This window comes from Bradyrhizobium zhanjiangense (assembly GCF_004114935.1).
Taxonomy (GTDB): Bacteria; Pseudomonadota; Alphaproteobacteria; order Rhizobiales; family Xanthobacteraceae; genus Bradyrhizobium; species Bradyrhizobium zhanjiangense.
This window is the reverse complement of record NZ_CP022221.1, coordinates 8,205,389-8,222,856: the sequence shown is the minus strand read 5'-3', so window position 1 is coordinate 8,222,856 and position 17,468 is coordinate 8,205,389. Positions and strand designations below refer to the sequence as shown.

General features: G+C 64.3%; 18 protein-coding genes. 13 read left to right on the top strand and 5 right to left on the bottom strand.

The window, feature by feature from the left end; translation table 11 throughout:
- Positions 1–31: 31 nt before the first annotated feature.
- Genes flhA through XH85_RS39235 form a run of 6 tightly spaced genes read left to right on the top strand, consistent with a single transcriptional unit; the run spans position 32 to position 4,770 of the window.
- Positions 32–2,113, top strand: coding sequence for a flagellar biosynthesis protein FlhA (flhA, locus tag XH85_RS39260; RefSeq protein ID WP_128936226.1), 2,082 nt, complete (start codon positions 32–34; stop codon positions 2,111–2,113).
- Positions 2,110–2,862: a flagellar biosynthesis protein FliR gene (fliR, locus tag XH85_RS39255; protein WP_128936225.1), complete on the top strand. Its 753-nt coding sequence runs from the start codon at positions 2,110–2,112 to the stop codon at positions 2,860–2,862. Before flhA ends, fliR begins: the two co-directional genes overlap by 4 nt.
- Before the next feature lie 5 nt (positions 2,863–2,867).
- Positions 2,868–3,287, top strand: coding sequence for a hypothetical protein (locus XH85_RS39250; RefSeq protein WP_128936224.1), 420 nt, complete (start codon positions 2,868–2,870; stop codon positions 3,285–3,287).
- Positions 3,284–3,763: a rod-binding protein gene (locus tag XH85_RS39245; protein WP_164934355.1), complete on the top strand. Its 480-nt coding sequence runs from the start codon at positions 3,284–3,286 to the stop codon at positions 3,761–3,763. Before XH85_RS39250 ends, XH85_RS39245 begins: the two co-directional genes overlap by 4 nt.
- A 42-nt stretch (positions 3,764–3,805) precedes the next feature.
- The gene (locus tag XH85_RS39240) at positions 3,806–4,315 is read left to right on the top strand and encodes a flagellar biosynthesis protein FlgN (RefSeq protein ID WP_128936222.1); all 510 of its coding nucleotides are present in this window, start codon (positions 3,806–3,808) and stop codon (positions 4,313–4,315) included.
- Positions 4,312–4,770 (top strand): hypothetical protein, encoded by a 459-nt coding sequence (locus XH85_RS39235; RefSeq protein WP_091879832.1) that lies wholly within the window; start codon positions 4,312–4,314, stop codon positions 4,768–4,770. Before XH85_RS39240 ends, XH85_RS39235 begins: the two co-directional genes overlap by 4 nt.
- A gap of 119 nt (positions 4,771–4,889) precedes the next feature.
- Here XH85_RS39235 and XH85_RS39230 read toward each other — a convergent pair whose 3' ends face one another.
- Positions 4,890–5,660: a response regulator transcription factor gene (locus XH85_RS39230; RefSeq protein ID WP_164940152.1), complete on the bottom strand. Its 771-nt coding sequence runs from the start codon at positions 5,658–5,660 to the stop codon at positions 4,890–4,892.
- 823 nt (positions 5,661–6,483) lie between these two features.
- Between XH85_RS39230 and XH85_RS39220 the strand changes: the two genes are divergently transcribed.
- Positions 6,484–7,440: a hypothetical protein gene (locus XH85_RS39220; protein WP_128936220.1), complete on the top strand. Its 957-nt coding sequence runs from the start codon at positions 6,484–6,486 to the stop codon at positions 7,438–7,440.
- A 13-nt stretch (positions 7,441–7,453) separates the two neighbouring features.
- Here XH85_RS39220 and XH85_RS39215 read toward each other — a convergent pair whose 3' ends face one another.
- Together XH85_RS39215 and XH85_RS39210 are read right to left on the bottom strand one after the other, a co-directional pair.
- Complete coding sequence (locus XH85_RS39215) at positions 7,454–8,032, bottom strand: MarR family winged helix-turn-helix transcriptional regulator (protein ID WP_128936219.1); 579 nt, start codon at positions 8,030–8,032, stop codon at positions 7,454–7,456.
- Positions 8,033–8,544: 512 nt separating this feature from the next.
- The gene (locus tag XH85_RS39210) at positions 8,545–9,393 is read right to left on the bottom strand and encodes an SDR family oxidoreductase (RefSeq protein WP_128936218.1); all 849 of its coding nucleotides are present in this window, start codon (positions 9,391–9,393) and stop codon (positions 8,545–8,547) included.
- 149 nt (positions 9,394–9,542) lie between these two features.
- Between XH85_RS39210 and XH85_RS39205 the strand changes: the two genes are divergently transcribed.
- Complete coding sequence (locus tag XH85_RS39205) at positions 9,543–10,259, top strand: HAD family hydrolase (protein ID WP_128936217.1); 717 nt, start codon at positions 9,543–9,545, stop codon at positions 10,257–10,259.
- 66 nt (positions 10,260–10,325) lie between these two features.
- Here the strand turns inward: XH85_RS39205 and XH85_RS39200 are convergent, their stop codons facing one another.
- The gene (locus XH85_RS39200; RefSeq protein ID WP_128936216.1) at positions 10,326–10,733 is read right to left on the bottom strand and encodes a nuclear transport factor 2 family protein; all 408 of its coding nucleotides are present in this window, start codon (positions 10,731–10,733) and stop codon (positions 10,326–10,328) included.
- 85 nt (positions 10,734–10,818) lie between these two features.
- Positions 10,819–12,303, bottom strand: a complete 1,485-nt coding sequence (locus XH85_RS39195; RefSeq protein ID WP_128936215.1) for a mannitol dehydrogenase family protein — start codon at positions 12,301–12,303, stop codon at positions 10,819–10,821.
- 145 nt (positions 12,304–12,448) lie between these two features.
- On the opposite strand from XH85_RS39195, the gene XH85_RS39190 reads away from it, so the two are divergent.
- The 5 genes from XH85_RS39190 (at position 12,449) to XH85_RS39170 (ending at position 17,461) form a co-directional block, all read left to right on the top strand.
- A complete protein-coding gene (locus XH85_RS39190) occupies positions 12,449–13,261 on the top strand; it encodes a FadR/GntR family transcriptional regulator (RefSeq protein WP_128936214.1) in 813 nt (270 codons plus the stop codon).
- A 70-nt stretch (positions 13,262–13,331) separates the two neighbouring features.
- Positions 13,332–14,309: a sialic acid TRAP transporter substrate-binding protein SiaP gene (locus XH85_RS39185; RefSeq protein WP_164939198.1), complete on the top strand. Its 978-nt coding sequence runs from the start codon at positions 13,332–13,334 to the stop codon at positions 14,307–14,309.
- 116 nt (positions 14,310–14,425) lie between these two features.
- Positions 14,426–15,004 carry a TRAP transporter small permease gene (locus XH85_RS39180; RefSeq protein WP_128936212.1) on the top strand — a complete coding sequence of 193 codons (579 nt, stop codon included), beginning with the start codon at positions 14,426–14,428 and terminating at the stop codon, positions 15,002–15,004.
- Positions 15,005–15,008: 4 nt separating this feature from the next.
- Positions 15,009–16,415 carry a TRAP transporter large permease gene (locus XH85_RS39175; RefSeq protein ID WP_128936211.1) on the top strand — a complete coding sequence of 469 codons (1,407 nt, stop codon included), beginning with the start codon at positions 15,009–15,011 and terminating at the stop codon, positions 16,413–16,415.
- Positions 16,412–17,461, top strand: coding sequence for an L-idonate 5-dehydrogenase (locus tag XH85_RS39170; RefSeq protein ID WP_128936210.1), 1,050 nt, complete (start codon positions 16,412–16,414; stop codon positions 17,459–17,461). The genes XH85_RS39175 and XH85_RS39170 overlap by 4 nt, the downstream gene beginning before the upstream one ends.
- Positions 17,462–17,468: the final 7 nt, after the last annotated feature.

Here is a 17,468-nt window from a genome sequence, read left to right as displayed (position 1 = left end):
GATTACCGGGCGGATCCTCTGCCGGTGACCCATGGCCGATACGTTAGCTGCTAGCCTGCCAAGCCCGCGTCGCCTCGGGGCGGACGCCTTCTTCGCGGGCGGTATCGTGACCATGCTCACGATCCTGTTCCTGCCCATACCGCCGATCCTGATCGATCTCGGCCTCGCTTTCTCCATCGCGCTCTCGGCGCTGATCCTGATGGTCGCCCTGTGGATCCAGCGGCCGCTCGACTTCTCGGCCTTCCCGACCGTGCTGCTGATCGCGACGATCCTGCGCCTCGCACTGAACGTCGCTACGACGCGCCTGATCCTGTCGCGGGGCGGGGAGGGCGAACAGGCCGCGGGCTACGTCGTCGCCGGATTCTCGAAGTTCGTCATGGGTGGCGACTTCGTCATCGGCCTGATCATCTTCGCGATCCTGGTGACGGTGAACTTCGTCGTGATCACCAAGGGCGCGACGCGTATCGCCGAAGTCGGTGCCCGCTTCACCCTGGACGCCATCCCCGGCAAGCAGATGGCGATCGACGCGGATTTGTCGGCGGGCCTGATCGACGACAAGGAAGCCCAGCGCCGGCGCCGGGAGCTCGAAGAGGAGAGCGCGTTCTTCGGCGCCATGGACGGCGCCTCGAAATTCGTCCGTGGCGACGCCATCGCCGGCCTGATCATCACCGCGATCAACATCTTCGGCGGCATCATCATCGGCGTCACCCATCACGGGCTGACGCTGTCGCGTGCCGCCGACGTTTACACGAAACTGTCCGTCGGCGACGGCTTGGTGTCGCAGATGCCGGCACTGATCGTGTCGCTGTCGGCAGGCCTCCTGGTCTCCAAGGGCGGCACCAGGGGGTCGGCGGAGCAGGCCGTGCTGCGGCAGCTCGGCAGCTATCCGCGCGCGGTATCCGCCGCCGCGCTGATGATGTTCGTGCTCGCCTTGATGCCGGGGCTGCCGATGGCGCCGTTCGTGCTGCTCGGCGGCGTCATGGCCTTCGTCGGCTATTCGCTGCCGAAGCGGCAGGCGGCGCTGAAGCAGAAGGAAGATGCGCGCAAGGCCGACGAACGTGCCCAGGCCGATGCCAAGGAATCCGTCAAGGAGCAGCTCAAGACCGCGGAGATTGAGCTGGCGCTCGGCGGCCATCTTTCGGTCCATCTCCTGGGCTCGCGCACCGAGCTTGCGCACCGCGTCGCCAAGATCCGCAAGAAGTTCGCCAAGCAGTACGGCTTCGTGATTCCGGAGATCAAGCTCAGCGACAATCTGTCGATCGATCCCAAGGGGTATCAGATCCGGATCCACGACACGCGCGTCGCCCATGGCGAGCTCAGGCTCGGCGAGGTGCTGGTGCTGGTCGACAAGGACGGAAAGCCCGATGTCCCCGGCGAAGAGGTGATCGAGCCCGCCTTCGGCATGAAGGCGCTGTGGGTGACGGAGGCCTTCACCGACGAAGTCAAGCGGCAGGGCTGCAAGCCGGTCGACAATCTGTCGGTGCTGCTCACGCATCTCAGCGAGGTGATCCGGACGAATCTCGCCCAGCTCCTGTCCTACAAGGACATGCGCGCCCTGCTCGACCGGCTCGATCCGGAATACAAGCGCCTGGTCGAGGATCTCTGTCCGTCGCAGATCTCCTATTCGGGACTGCTGGCGATCCTGAAGATTCTGCTGGCCGAGCGCGTGTCGATCCGCAACCTTCACCTCATCCTCGAGGCGATCGCCGAGATCGCGCCGCATGTTCGGCGCTCCGAGCAGGTCGCAGAGCATGTGCGGACGCGTCTAGCCCAGCAGATCTGCGGCGACCTCTCCGACAACGGCGTGCTGAACGTGGTCCGCCTCGGCAATCGTTGGGACCTGGCGTTCCATCAGAGCCTGAAGCGCGACGGCAAGGGCGATGTCGTCGAGTTCGACGCCGATCCACGCCTGATCGAGCAGTTCGCGACCGAAGCCAGCGCCGCGATCCGCAAGTTCACCGAGAACGGCACTAGCGTGGTGCTGGCGGTGACCCCCGAAGCCCGTCCCTATGTCCGGATGATCCTGGAACGGGTGTTCCCGACCTTGCCGATCCTGTCGCATGTCGAAGTCGCGCGCAGCGCCGAGATCAGGGCGCTCGGAGCCGTATCGTGATCAGCGGCCTCGCCGACAGCGTGCTGGCGACGTTCATCGTGTTCTGCCGCATCGGCGCCTGCCTGATGCTGGTGCCCGGCTATTCCAGCATCAACGTTCCGGCCCAGGTCCGCCTGTTCGTCGCGCTTGTCACGACGTTCGCGCTGGCGCCGATCCTGATCGCGGTCCTGAAGCCGCTCACGGACAACGCGGCGCCGGTGACGCTCGCGCTCCTGATCTGCTCCGAGCTCGTGGTCGGCAGCGTCATCGGTCTCGGCGGGCGTGTGTTCTTCCTCGCGCTCCAGACCATGGCGACCGTGATGGCGAGCGCGATCGGACTGAGCAACATCCCGGGCACGCCGGTCGGCGATACCGATCCGGCGCCGGCCCTGGTGCCGCTGATCATGGCGGCCGTCACTACGCTGTTCTTCATGACCGACCAGCATTGGCAGGTGCTGCGCGGGCTGATGAACTCCTACGACGTCTGGCATCCCGGGAACAGGCTCGGCGGCAGCATGGCGCTCGACCAGCTCGTCGGCCGCCTCTCGGAAGCGTTCGTGCTGACGCTGCGCATCACCAGCCCCTTCATCGTCTATTCGGTCATCGTCAACCTGGCGGTCGGCCTGATCAACAAGCTGACGCCGGCCATACCGGTCTATTTCATCTCGGTGCCCTTCGTGCTGTTCGGCGGCTTCCTGCTGCTCTATCTCACCAGCGACGAGCTGCTGACGCAGTTCATGCTCGGCGTCTCGTCATGGCTGGCGGAGTGATGGTCATGACGTCGCGCGCGGACAAGCTCGGTCGGATGGTCTCGCTGGTGAAGCTCCAGCTCCGGCTGTCCGAATGGCAGCTTGCGCAATTGCGCCAGCAGGAGCGCAGCCTGCAGGACGAGCAGGAATGGCTGGTCGAGGCCCTGAACGAGGGGAAGCCGCCGGCGGGATCATCAAGCGAATCGATCGCGCGGCGCCTCAACAGGACGAGCGTCGGCGCCCGCACGGTTCAGGCGCAGGCATCGCAGCAGCTCGACCTGGTTCGCTCGGAGAGCCGCCGTGTGAAACAGCTCGAGCAGGTTGCGAAAGCGGCGCTCGCCGACAAACTTCGCGACGCGGAGAAGCGATCGCTCGAGGAAATGACGGGCACAAGCCCAGCCGTGCGCGAGTGGACGCCGTGGCCAGCCAGCCGGAACAAGACATGATCGTGACAGCGACACCCGACCTCGTTCTCGACGTCCTCGAAGCCGCCGACCCCGTGGCGCAGCGCGCGGCCACCGCGAAGCTCGATGCGCTGAAATCATCGGACGCCGATTTCGCCGCCACGATGGAGGCGGAGGTCGGCAAGGCCAAGGCTGCTGCTGCCGATCAATCCGCGACGAAGATTTCCGAAGCACAGTCGGGCGCAGTGAACGGCGCTCCGGTGCAGGTGATCAAGGCGCCGGCCTCCGGCGAGGTGTACCGGAAGTTCGAGGCCTTCATCCTCCAGACCTTCGTCGAGACGATGTTGCCGAAGGAGTCGGAGGAGGTCTTCGGCAAGGGCACGGCCGGCGGCGTTTGGAAGTCGATGCTGGCGGAGCAGCTCGGTAGCCAGCTGGCCAAGGGCAAGGGCATTGGCATCGCCAGGCAGCTCGCCGCCGCGCATCCGGCAGGACCGGACGTTACGGGGAAGGCCGGATGACGATCCGGGAATGGGTGACAAAAGTTGAAGGGTGATTTTCCTATGCAGGCACAACAAGGCGCGGCGGCCCTGGTGATGGAACAGCCGGTAGCGGACATCGAGGCGACGACGGAAACAGCAGCAGGCGATGCACTGCTGCCCGTGCTCCGGCCAGGCCCCGGCGGGGACGCGGCGATCGAGCGCACCGACGCGGCGAGTTCGGACGAGATGCGCGGCCTGCTGGCGGCGATCCGCCGGCTCGAAAGCATCGTCGAGGAGGAGACGGCTGCGCTCGCGGCCGGAAAGAAGATCGATTTCGACGATTTCAGCGCCCGCAAGAGCCGGAGCATGCTCGAATTCGTCCGCCTGATGCGGGCACGGATGCATCTCGGCGGCGAGATCGAGATCACCGAGGAGATCCAGCGGTTGCGCGAGAAGCTGGAGCGGAATCGCTCCGTCCTCGAAATGCATTACGACGCGGTGCGCGAGGTCGCGACCGTCATCGTCAAGGCGATCAAGGATGCCGAGTCGGACGGCACCTATACCGGTCGCGCAACACAGGATGGAAAATGATCAGACTGGTGCTGGCCGGGCTCTGGGTATGCATCCTCACCGCAGGCACGAGCTATGCCGTGGCCTATTGGAAGGAAAACGGCAGCCTGCTGCCGGCGAAAGACGAATATCTCGATGGGCTGCAATATCAGAAGACGCGGGCGCTGAGCGTGCCCATGGTCGAGAACGGCAACGTGCAGGGCTACATCGTCGCGCGCTTCGTCTACACGGTTGAGGCGCGGACCATGCACCAGCTCAGCGTTCCGCCGGAGCCGTTCGTCGTCGACGAGGCCTTCCGCAGGATCTATGCCGACGATCGGCTCGATTTCAGGAAGCTCGCCCGCTACGACCTCTCCGTCCTCACGACGGCCATCAAGCAGCGCGTCAACGAGCGGATGCAGGCCGACGTGGTCCAGGACGTCCTGGTTGAGGACTTCAACTACGTGTCGAAGGAAGAATTCCAGCAGAAGCCGTAGCTCGCTCTTCGCTGCTGCGCTGCGGCGGCATTCCTGCCGCTTCCGTCAGCCTTCAGAACACTCCGGCCTCCGCGGGGATATCTCCGCGAAGGCCGCCTTCGTATCGCTGTCTTGCCGCGCTAGTTACCTGCCGAATACGCTGCCGGGGCGGCGTGCGCCCTGTTCAGGAGGATGCCGACCTCGTCGAGCTCCTGCATCGGTACGTCGATCGTCTCGCCGGCCGGGATGTTGAGGCGATACCCGACGTAGCGCCGGGCCACGATCGCGTCGAAGCCGAGGCGGTCGCGGAGCTTCTTGCGCAGCTTGCTGACGTGGCTCTCGATCACGCTCTCGTCGAAGGTCGACTCGAAGATGCCATAGACCGCGTTGAAGATCTGCGTCTTGGTGATCCACTTGCCGTGGTTGCTCACCATATATTCGAGAATGCGCAGTTCGCGGCGGGGCAGGGTGAGGGCGTGGCCTGCGATCTCGGGGTCACGCCCGTTGAAGAAGACCTGGATCCTGGTCTCGCAGGGCCTTGGCAGCTCGCCAACCCGGCGGCGCGCGATCGCCGCCGTTCGGGCGAGGATTTCGCGCAGGTGGATCGGCACGTGCACGACGTCGTCGACGCCGGACTCGAACAGCTCCAGCGTGTTCTTGAGCACCTTCTGGCCGCTCATGGCGATGATGGGAGCCGAGGAACGCTTGCGCATCGCCCGCGGCAGGCTTCCGCGGGCATCGCAGTCCCCGAGCAGGAAGGCGTCCACCGCCGCCAGATCCGATTCACTCGCAGATTGCAGCCAGTCCCAGAATTCTCCGGAGGAGAAGCCGATCGACGATACACCTTCGCGAACGAGCCCTCCGACGTAGCTGTTCGCGACGCTCTCGCGATCATCAACGATAATATACATCAGTCTTTCGCCCCTGTTTCGCACTTGTTGCGCGCCCGGTTGGTTATTGTGATGCCCCGGCTCGGCAACGATGCTGTTTGACGACATTCCATCCCGCGTATCGTTGTTATGGTTCCGATATTCGCGGGCAGCCCTACGCATTCAGTGCCTGCGTCTCGCAGGCCTGCTACTTCGACTCGATACTGAACGCTTACTGCGTGAGGCCCGGCGGGTGTCTTACGGATCACCTCGCGGAGCGGATTGAGAAACGACCTAGAACAGTTGCGCCAAGTTGCTCATCGCGTCCGAACACTACTGAACTGTGTCGATCTCCTCGCCAACTGACGAGAATCACTTGACTAGGACCGTAACGGTTGCCCATTTCCGATCAAGCGTGCGCCACAAAGCGATTGCTACGTGTGCTTGATGCTGTTGGTTCGTTTCGAGTTGTTTCTTGGTATATTCAAACGCATCAGTTGATTTGGATCTTGAACTAGTTCTGCGCCGTGGCATTCCTAAAGTTCCGCATCCCCGTATAATTACAGCCGTTTTGGGTGGTGCTGCTCGTCATGCAAATTGAGGGGTTTTCAACCCGGGATTGACCCTCATGACCCTGTTTCCACATGCGACAATTCGACTCATGTACAGCGGCGAGACTCCAGCTTGGCGAAATCTTGGCGAGGGTGTGTCTTTCGAGTCGCACTCTTGCCACGTGCATGACGTGTTCGACTCATCTGACGTCGCATCGCGCGCCATGAAAAGTTTTTCGGTGCGCACGGTTCAGGCAAGCTTCGACACATAACGTTGCCGTTCGACAGATCGAACCGAACGGAGCATTTCCAAAATGTTGTCCGATGGACAAGCTCGTCCCAACGCGACCACTGATGTTTCCGCGGCGGCGAAGCCGGCGCCAGAGGCGCGCGATACAAAGGACAATGCGGCACGAGCGACCAAGCCCGCAGCGAGCGCAAAGCGTGTTTCCGCTGCGGCGAGCGATGAAGCTCTGGCGAAAGAAGCGCTCGAGGGGCTGAAGCGCATTCGCGCCAAGGCGCGCCTCGACAAGATGGCGATACCGAAACCTGCGCCGGCCGTGATCAAGCCGGCTGTGATCGTGGCCAAGCCGCCGCCGCCGCGCCCGACATGGGTCGCGCCGCTCGCAACACTGGCGGTCGCCGCTATTCTGGTTGTCTGCGCCTGCACCGGCGTGATCGCCTATCTCACCACCACGCAGCCCGTCCAGAACAACGTTGCGGCCAATACGGAGATCAGGAATCTGCGCGAGACGGTCGCGCAACTGCGCAAGCAGGTGTCGGGCGTGTCCGAAAATCTCGACGGCCTGCGTACCGCGGTCGATCAATCGAGCAAGGCGACCAATGACCGCTTCGGCAGGTTTGCCGAGAACCTGGACCGCATCGAGCGGGTGAGCTCGTCCTCCACAGTGAAGCTCGACAAGCTCGCCCAAGGACAGGCGCAGGTACAGGCCCAGGCTCCGGCGCCGGCAACTGTGGCATCGCAGCCGCCGTCATCGCAGGCAATGCCGATGATGGCCTCGGTCGCTGCGCCCGAGGTCACAGGCTCGCTTGCTCCGTCGGCGCCGCGCAAGGTGATCAAGGGCTGGTCGGTCCGCCAGGCCTATGAGGGAATTGCGATCCTGCAAAGCCCGAACGGCGTCATCGAGGCCGTGCTGGGACAGCAGGTACCCGGGCTCGGCCGTATCGAGGACATCAGGAACGAGAACGGGCGTCTGGTGGTGGAGTCCAGCGGAGGCGTCGTCTATTCGTCGCGCAAGGCAACGCCCTGATCGATGGAGTCTTCTATTGGCGGTGATGCTCGAAGCTGGTGCATAGCAGATCGACTTCCGCCTCCGCGATCGGCGCGCGAAACAGGCGACAGCTGAACTCCACCGTCGTCTTGCTGTCCGTGGCGGTGCGATCTTCTCGGAGGAAGATGCATCGCCTGCAAATGTCGGTGTGGTGCCGCTGCTCGGCTGCGTCCGACTGATCCAGCACGTGCCGCAACGTGTCGCGAAAGCGGATCTTGACGTCGTCGTCGAGGACGGCAATCGCCTCGACGAGAACGGTGACGGGGTCGCGCACCAGGAACTTCTTGCCCTGCTGCGTCACGCTCAGCATCACCGAGCGCTTGTCCTTGGCCGAGCGCTTCCGCTCGAGATAGCCGAGCCGCTCAAGCTCGCCGATGATGAATGAGGCGGTGCCGCGCGTGGTGCCGACGTAACTTGCCAGCGCCGAAGGCGTCCGGGAGAACGGGTTGGCGCGAGAGAGGAAGCGCAGCGCCATCCACTCGCGGTCGCGCAGCCCGTGCTTGGTGCCTTCGAACCACAGGATTCGCGCGACCTGCTCCAACAGTTCAATCGATTCGCGAGCCAAATTCATTTCAATTCCAGGTCGGATAAAGCTTTATTCAATTGAGCCCTGAGTAAGCGCAATCTGGGTGGACGAGATGATGCACTCGGGCGCTCCTTCGTCCTGGCCGGACGGCAGTTCGCGCCGGGGAAGACCTTCTCCGGTTTTCCGGAGATGGAACTTCCGGCCGTGGAACTAGGGCGTCACAAAGAAAGTTCGAGTAAATCGCTCGGCTCAACTCTTCTGAAAATTTCAATCAAATCACGGCGGCTCGCGCCCGGATTGACGGTGATGTGCGATGACTGAGCAATATGATGTGTCGCTCCGGCCCTGATGACGCCCATTTGTTGCAACGGCGCGCGTCGATTTGCGCGGGGGCGCGGATCGTTGGCGGCTTCTCCCGGATGGAGTGCGGCGGAAGAACCGCAGTTTTCGGTTAATGGATATCGCGCCGCAACGCGGCCAAGCAGTTAAATCCGGCACACGATCAGATCCGGAAAAACCTGGCGAGCCGATACCGGGATTCCCGTCGCTCAGGAGCCCTATCGTCCTTCGCCTGCGCGCCACAGCGCATCGAGGCCGTGCCGATAGGTCGGGCAGGCGAGGGTGACGCCGAGCTCGCGCTTCAGTTTTGCGTTGGAGACCCGGGCGCTGCTGGCATAGAAGCTGCGGGCCATCGCCGACATCTCGGCGGTCGCGAACGCTTCTTCCGGCGGCGGTGCAACGCCCATCAGCTGCGCGGCGTAGGCGATCACGTCCTGTGGCGGCGCAGGCTCGTCGTCGCACACGTTCCAGGTGCCGCCGCCCTGGTGGTGAATCGCGGCCATGATCGCGGTCGCGATGTCGTCGACGTGGATGCGGTTGAAGACCTGTCCCGGCTTGATGATGCGCCGGGCCGTTCCTGCCCGTAGCGTCGCGAGCGCGTTGCGGCCGGGACCGTAGATGCCGGCAAGTCGCAGGATCGCGACATCGCCGCGTGCGGTGTCGGTCCAGGCCCGCTCCGCGGCGAGCCGCACGCGCGTGCGGTCGAGGACCGTCTGTGCCGGCGTGCTCTCGTCGACCCATCCGCCGCCGTGATCGCCATACACGCCGATGGTCGAGAGATAAACGACTTTGCGACGACCTGCCGCCAGCACGTTGCCGAACGCCGCCAGCGCGGGATCGCCGGCGCTGCCGGGCGGGATCGAGATGAGAAGGACGTCGGCGTCGCTGATGCGTTCGACCGCCCTGCGATCTGGATCACGCCCGGAGAAGGGATGCAGCTCGATGCCGGCGAGATCATGCCGCTGGGTGGGATCGCGCACGGTGCCGGCGACGTGCGAGAAGGCGCCGCCGAACCTGCGGACCAAGTGCCTGGCGCTATAGCCGAAGCCAAGAATGAAGAGCCGCATGCATCTGCCGTGCTGGTCGGAGTTCCCGTCGCGCCGCTACGCGCGTCCCCGCTCATAAGAGATTTTTGGGGCCGGCAAAAGATATTGCGATTTGTCTCACCTGCGGCCTCGGGCGATGGTCACCCGTGCGTCAGGGGAGATCATCGATCATGCAGGCAGAAGCACCCGCCGCGTTAGCATGCGAGGCCGCCGACCTGATCCGGCGCGCCGCCGCGCTGATCTTCGATGTCGACGGCACGCTTGCCGAAACCGAGGAGCTGCATCGGCAGGCCTTCAATCATGCCTTCTCGTGCCACGGGCTTGGCTGGGAGTGGGACCGCGCCGTCTACAAAGACCTGCTGCGGGTGACTGGGGGCAAGGAACGCATGCGCGCCTACCACGCAATGCTACGGATCGCCCGGCCATTGGCGGACGCGGACATCGCGGAGCTTCACCGCATCAAGACCGCCCACTATGCCGAGCTGGTCGAGACCGGCTGCTGCCCATTACGGCCCGGCGTGGCGGAGCTGCTCGCCGTGGCGAGGGAGCGCGGCCAGCGGCTCGCGATCGCGACCACCACTTCTCACGGCAATATCGACGCCTTGCTCTCGCAGGCGCTGGGGACGGGCTGGGCCGGCGATTTCGACGCGATCGTTGCCGGCGATGACGTGCGGCATAAGAAGCCGGGGCCGGACGTCTATTTAGAAGTCCTGGCGCGACTGAAGCTGAATGCGCACGACTGCGTCGCGATCGAAGATTCCGCCAACGGCCTGATCGCGGCCTCACGTGCCGGCATACCGGTTCTGATCACGCGCAGCATGTTCTTCCGGGACGATGATTTCAGCGATGCGCGGGTCGTGCTGGACGATTTGTCGGGGCTTGAATGAGGCGCCAAACAAAAAGTCGCAAAACAACCCCATGCACAGTAGATCACGCCGGCGTGATCGCCGTCTTCAGTGGACCCGGTGGCTCGGGCTATCCTCTTCTGCCTGCTCGACAATCTGCGCGATCGGGCTCGACTGGTGATGCACCAGGCGCCAGCCGTCGCCGACGCGGCGGAAATGGTTCGATGCGGCCAAGGCGGTGCCGTCGACGATCTCGATGCAGAGCACCCGCGCGCTGTCGCCGTCGATGATCGCCTGCGGCTCGGCGCAGGCGATCTGCGGCCGCTCCGGGTTTTGCAGGATGTCGCGCCAGCTTCCGATCACGGTGGCCCGCCCGATAATGGCCGGCCAGCCGGGATGGATGCAGGAAATGGCGTCATCATCCGCCCACATCCGCTCCATTTCGTCGAAATTGCCGGTCGAAAAGGCGGCGTAGAAGGCCGCGTTCGCGGCGATGACCTTGCTGTCCTTTGCCATGCCTCTCGGGTGCGGCAATGACTGGCAAAAATCAAGCGCGACTTCCGTCAATTTTGACCGCAGTGCAGCATGGCCCGTTTCGCGGTCACGCCGAGACGTGCGTTGCCACTGCCCGCCGTGCGCCATCCTTGTAGAGACGGCCGAGCGCCGCGGTCACCGCCTCGCGCAGGCGCGGCTCGGCGCCAAGGGGTCCGAACACCTTTGCGACGGCAAGCAATGCGGGCGCAAGCCGTTCGGCGACGGGACCTGCCTCGCGCGCCAATGCGGCGAATTCGCCGGCGAGCGGATCGCGCACGTCGATGACGCGGCCCTGCTCGTCGAGGCCGGTGACGTAGCGCATCCAGCCGGCCACCGCGAGCGCATGGGTTGCGATCGGCAAATCCTTGCGCAGGCGATCCTGCATCGCGCCGAGCAGGCGCTGCGGCAGCTTCTGCGAGCCGTCCATTGCGATCTGCCAGGTGCGGTGGTGTAGTGCAGGATTGGCGAAGCGCTCGAGCAGCGAGGCGCGATAGGCGGCAAGGTCGGTACCTGAAGGCATTGTTAGCGTCACCGCGGCTTCTTCCATCACCTGCGCGGCGAGGCGCGCGAAATGCGGGTCCTGCATGGTGTCGGCGATGGTCTCGTAGCCTGAGAGATAGCCGAGATAGGCGAGCGCCGAATGGCTGGCATTGAGCAGCCGCAGCTTCATCAGCTCGAACGGCTTGACGTCGCTGACGAGCTCGACGCCTGCGGCGGCGAGATCGGGCCGGCCCGCCGTGAAGCGGTCCTCGACCACCCATTGCGTGAACGGCTCGGTCATCACGGGCCATGCATCGCGCATGCCCAGCGCGGATGACACCGCTTCCCGGTCGGCATCCGTGGTTTCCGGCACGATGCGGTCGACCATGGTCGAGGGGAAGGCGACCGCATCCGCGATCCACTTGCCGAGCTCCTTCGACCGCAGCGCGGCGAACTGCGTCACGATCCGCTGCACGGTATGGCCGTTGGCGGCGAGGTTGTCGCAGCACAGCACAGTGAAGGGCGGAAGGCCCTGTGCGCGGCGGCGCGCCAGCGCTGCCACGATGAAGCCGGGCGCCGAGCGCGGTGCGTCGCAATTGTTGAGATCGTGCACGATATCGGGATGCCGCTCGTCGAGATCGCCGGTCTGCGGTGTGTGGCAATAGCCCTTCTCGGTGACGGTCAGGGAGACGATGCGAATGGCGGGATCGCCCATCCGCCCGACCAGCCGCGAAGGATTTTCGCGCGCGACGACACTGTCGAGCAGCGCGCCGATGACGCGGTGCTCGGTGCCTTCGGCCGACCGTATGGCAACGGTGTAGAGGTGGTCCTGTGGGGCGAGGGCATCGCGCGTATCCGGGCTGCGCAGGCTCGCGCCGACGATGCCCCAAGACGCGCTGCCTGCCGCAAGGCAATCGTCGATGACGACGGCCTGATGCGCGCGATGAAATGCGCCGAGACCAAGATGCACGATTCCGGGCGTGACGCGCGAGCGGTCATAGGCCGGGCGGCGGATGCGAGGTGGCAGCCGGTCGAGATTGGCGCGGCCAAGGCGCGTCGAATTAAGGCGCATGGACGTCTCCCCTTTGCTTTGCCGCTGCTTGACATGGCGCCCGTCCTCGGTCAATGCTCCGGTCAATTGGTAAGACCAATTTTCCAAAATTGGCCGGTCGCGGAGTGCTTGAGGTGCGTCGCGCGATCCTTTCGGGAGGACCAGCGTGCCGCTGGAGGCTGTGGAGGCGAGACGGCTCTATCGCCAGGTCGCCGATCAATTGCGAAGCCTGATCGACAGCGGCGAGTACGCGGTCGGCAGCCGCTTGCCGACCGAGCGCGAGCTCGCCGAGCAGCTCAAGGTGTCGCGGCCGACGGTGCGCGAAGCCCTGATCGCGCTCGAGGTCGAAGGCCGCCTCCGCATCCGCGTCGGGTCCGGCATCTACGTGATCGAGCCCGCTGCCATTGCGGCACCGGCACCCGCTTCCGTCATCGAAGGCCCGTTCGAGCTGCTGCGCGCCCGCGAATTCCTGGAAAGCGCCATCGCCGAACAGGCCGCGCGCGTGGCAACCAAGGACGATATCGCCCGCATCGATGCGTCCCTTGTCGCGATGGAGAATGTCGAGCATCCCGGCGAAGCCTCCATGGTCCACGACCGCGCGTTTCACGTCGCAATCGCCGGCAGCCTTGGCAACGCCGTCCTGGTGCGCGTGGTCGGCGAGCTGTTCGACCAGCGCCTCAATCCCTATTTCGCGCAGCTTGCGCATTATTTCGAGAGCCCGGGCACGTGGCGCACGGCGCTCGACGAGCATCGCGCGGTGCGCGACGCGATCGTGGCGCATGATCCGGACGCCGCGCGCGATGCCATGCGCGTTCATCTGGCGCGCTCCCAGGAACGCTTTGCGCAGAATTTTGGCGCCGAGAACGCGGCGGGATCGTCGTCCGGACGCGGCAGCACGGTGCGACCTGCGTCAAAACCGTCAAAACCAAAACATGCGCCGAAGAAGCGGGCTGCGAGCAGCCACCCGCGGCGGCGATGAGATTGGGCGGTCCGCATCCTTGTCGGGGCGGGCGAACAAGAAGCAGACTTGAACGATGGAGGAAAAGTCGATGTTGAAGAAGATGACGATTGCCGCGGCGATCTCCGCCGCTGCGCTGCTGGCTGCGACCAATGCGGGCATGGCGCAGACCAAGCTCAAATGGGCTCATGTCTACGAGACGTCGGAGCCGTTCCACACCGCCTCTGTCTGGGCCGCGCAGGAGATCGGCAAGCGCACCAACGGGCGCTATCAGATCGAGGTCTATCCGGCCTCCCAGCTCGGCAAGGAGGCCGACATCAACCAGGGCCTGTCGCTCGGCTCGGTCGACATTATCATCTCCGGCTCGAGCTTCGCGGCCAAGAGCTTCCCGCCGATCGGCGTGACCTATTATCCCTACACCTTCCGTGATGCCGACCATCTGCTCGCCTACACCAAGAGCGACATCTTCAAGGAGCTCGCCAAGGGCTATGAGGACAAGAACGGCCACCACATCGTCGCGGTGACCTATTACGGCGTGCGCCAGACCTCGTCGAACAAGCCGATCAAGACCTGCGCCGACATGAAGGGCTTGAAGATTCGCGTGCCCGACGTGCCGGCCTATCTGGCGATGCCGCGCGCCTGCGGCGCCAACACCGCGCCGATCGCCTTCGCCGAAGTCTATCTCGCGCTCCAGAACGGCACCGTCGAGGCGCAGGAGAATCCGCTGACCACGATCGAGGCCAAGAAGTTCTACGAGGTGCAGAAGCACATCGTGCTGACTGGCCATATCGTCGATCACCTCAACACCGTGGTCGCCGGCGCGCTGTGGAAGAAGCTCTCCGACGAGGACAAGAAGATCTTCACCGACGTGGCGCAGGAAGCCGCCGCCAAGGCCACCGGAGAGATCAAGCAGAACGAGGCCAAGCTGGTCGCCTTCTTCAAGGAGAAGGGCTTGAGCGTGACCGAGGTCGACAAGAACGAGTTCCGCGACACCGTGCTGAAGAACGTTGCGTTCGAGACCTTTGGTTATCGCAAGGCCGACTGGGAGCGGATTCAGGCGGTCAAGTAACCGATGCCCGTCGTTCCGGAGCGACGCGTAAGCGTCGAATCCGGAAACCTCGAGATTCCGGGTTCGGCTCTTCGAGCCGCCCGGAATGACGATTGAGACGTTTGAGGAGCAACCCCATGTCGACCGCCGAAATACACCGGCAGATCACCGCGGACGAGATCGCCCACACCTTCGAGGAGGAGGCGACGCCGGAGGTCGATCTCGGCATCTACGCGTTCGAGGATTGGGTGGCGCTGGCGATCTTCTGGGTGATGGCGCTCGCCGTCTTCCTCCAGTTCTTCACCCGCTACGTGCTCAACGACAGCTACGCCTGGACCGAGGAGATCGCGACCTATTGCCTGATCGGCGTGGTCTTCATCGGCGCCGCGATGTGCGTGCGGCTGTCGCGGCACATCCAGGTCGATCTCGTCTATCGCTATCTGCCGCGGCCCGTGGGCCGTGCGCTGTCGACGGTGATCGACCTGATCCGGATCACCTTCTTCGGCTACGCCACCAAGCTGGTCTGGGTCTACATCCAGATCATCGGCGACGAGCAGATGACCACGATCAACTTCCCCAAGAACTATGTCTATTACGCCGTGCTGCTCGGTTTCGTGCTGATGTTCCTTCGCTCGGTGCAGGCGGCGCTGCAACACTGGCGGCAGGGTTATTCGGTCCTCGAACGTCCCGGTGCCTACGACGGATCGGAGATATAACATCATGCTGCTGTTGCTCGGAGGCTTTCTCATCCTGATGCTGCTCGGCGTTCCCGTGGCGATTGCCATGGCCGCGTCGTCGCTGCTCTACATCCTGGTCAGCGGCGTGACGCCCGACGTCACGCTGGCGCAGCGCATGATCGCCGGCGTCGAGAGCTTTCCGCTGCTTGCCGTGCCGTTCTTCATCCTGGCCGGCAACCTCATGAACATTGCCGGCGTCACCGGGCGCATTTACAAATTCGCCGTCGCGCTGGTCGGGTGGATGCGCGGCGGCCTCGGTCACGTCAACATCATCGGCTCGGTGATCTTCTCCGGCATGTCCGGCACCGCGATCGCGGACGCCGCCGGTCTCGGCACCATAGAGATCAAGGCGATGAAGGACCACGGCTACTCTACTGAGTTCTCGGTCGGCGTCACCGCAGCCTCGGCGACGCTCGGGCCGATCATCCCGCCGTCGCTGCCCTTCGTGATCTACGGCATGATGGCGAACGTCTCGATCGGCGCGCTGTTTCTCGGCGGCGTCATTCCCGGCATCGTCCTGACCCTGTTCATGATGGCCACCGTCACCTATTTCGCGCACAAGAACAAATGGGGCAGCGATACGCCGTTCTCCTGGCCGCAGCTCGGCTCGGCCGGGCTCGAGATCGTCATCGTGCTCTCGTTTCCCCTCGCGATCTGGCTGATGGTGCTGGCCGGTCTTTCGGTCAACATGGCGGTGGTCATCGGTCTCGGCACGCTGCTGGTGATCGACTGGTATTTCGACTTCTCGGCGGTGATGGCGCTGATGGCGCCGGTGATCCTGATCGGCGGCATGACGCTCGGCTGGTTCACGCCGACGGAAGCCGCGGTCGCCGCCGTGATCTGGTCGCTGTTCCTCGGCCTCATCCGCTACCGCACCATGACGCTGCAAACGGTGGCGAAGGCGACCTTCGACACCATCGAGACCACGGCCTCGGTGCTGTTTATCGTCACGGCAGCCTCGATCTTCGCCTGGCTGCTGACGGTGTCACAGGCCGCGCAGACGTTGTCGGACTGGATGCTCAGCGTCACCCACAACAAATGGGTGTTCCTGGCACTCGCCAACGTCCTGATCCTGTTCGTCGGCTGCTTCATCGACACCACGGCGGCGATCACCATTTTGGTGCCGATCCTGCTGCCGATCGTGCTCAAGCTCGGCATCGATCCCATTCATTTCGGCCTGATCATGACGCTGAACCTGATGATCGGCCTGCTGCACCCGCCGCTCGGCATGGTGCTGTTCGTGCTTGCCCGCGTGGCAAAGCTCTCGGTCGAGCGCACGACGGTGGCGATCCTGCCCTGGCTGGTGCCGCTGATGCTCGCGCTGATCGCGATCACCTACATTCCCGACCTGACCCTCTGGCTGCCAAAATACATGGGACTCTCCAAATGACCTCCACTGCTCTCGCCGCAACCCTGTTCGGACCAGAAGACCTGCGCATGATCGAGCATCCGCTCGACAAACTCAGTGACGGCATGGTGCGCATCCGCTTCGGCGCCGGCGGCATCTGCGGTTCGGACATGCATTATTTCCGTCACGCCCGCACCGGCGATTTCGTGGTGAAGTCACCGCTGGTGCTCGGCCACGAGATCTCCGGTGAGGTCGTGGAGATCTCTGGCGCCACGGCGAACCTGAAGGTCGGTGACCGCGTCGCGGTCAATCCGTCGCGCTGGTGCGGCCATTGCGTCGCCTGCCGCGAAGGCCGGCCGAACCTCTGCGAGAACATCTACTTCATGGGCTCGGCCTCGAAGACGCCGCACATGCAGGGCGGCTTCGCCAATTTCTTCGATGCGATCCCGGCGCAGTGCGTGAAGATCCCGGATCACGTGTCCTATCAGGCTGCGGCGCTGGCCGAACCGCTCGCGGTCTGCCTGCACGCGGTCGCGCGCGCCGGCAACATCGAGGGCAAGCGCGGCATTATCTTCGGCGCCGGCCCGATCGGGCTTCTGACCATGCTCGCCGCACACCGCGCCGGCATGACTGATGTCACGGTGGCCGACATCGCGCCGGCGCCACTGGCTTTCGCAAGCCGGCTCGGCGCCTCGCATGTCGAGAACGTCTCGGGCGGGGAGGAGGGTCTGAAGGCGCAGGCCGCTTCGCGACCCTATGACGTCGCGTTCGAGGTCTCCGGCACGGCCGCGGGGCTTGCGAGCGCGATCGGCATCGTGCGGCGCGGCGGCGACGTGGTGCAGATCGGCAATCTGCCGGGCGGGCAGATCCCGACCCCGTCGAACGCGGTGATGGCCAAGGAGATCGACCTGCGCGGCTCGTTCCGCTTTGGCTTCGAGTTCATGACGGCGGTGGAACTGATCGCGGCCGGTAGTGTCGATGTGCTGTCGCTGGTCACCGCCGAACGGCCGCTGTCGACCGCGCCCGATGCGCTCAGGCTGGCACTCGACCGCTCGCAGAGCGTCAAAGTCGTGCTGACCGCGAACTGATTGGAGA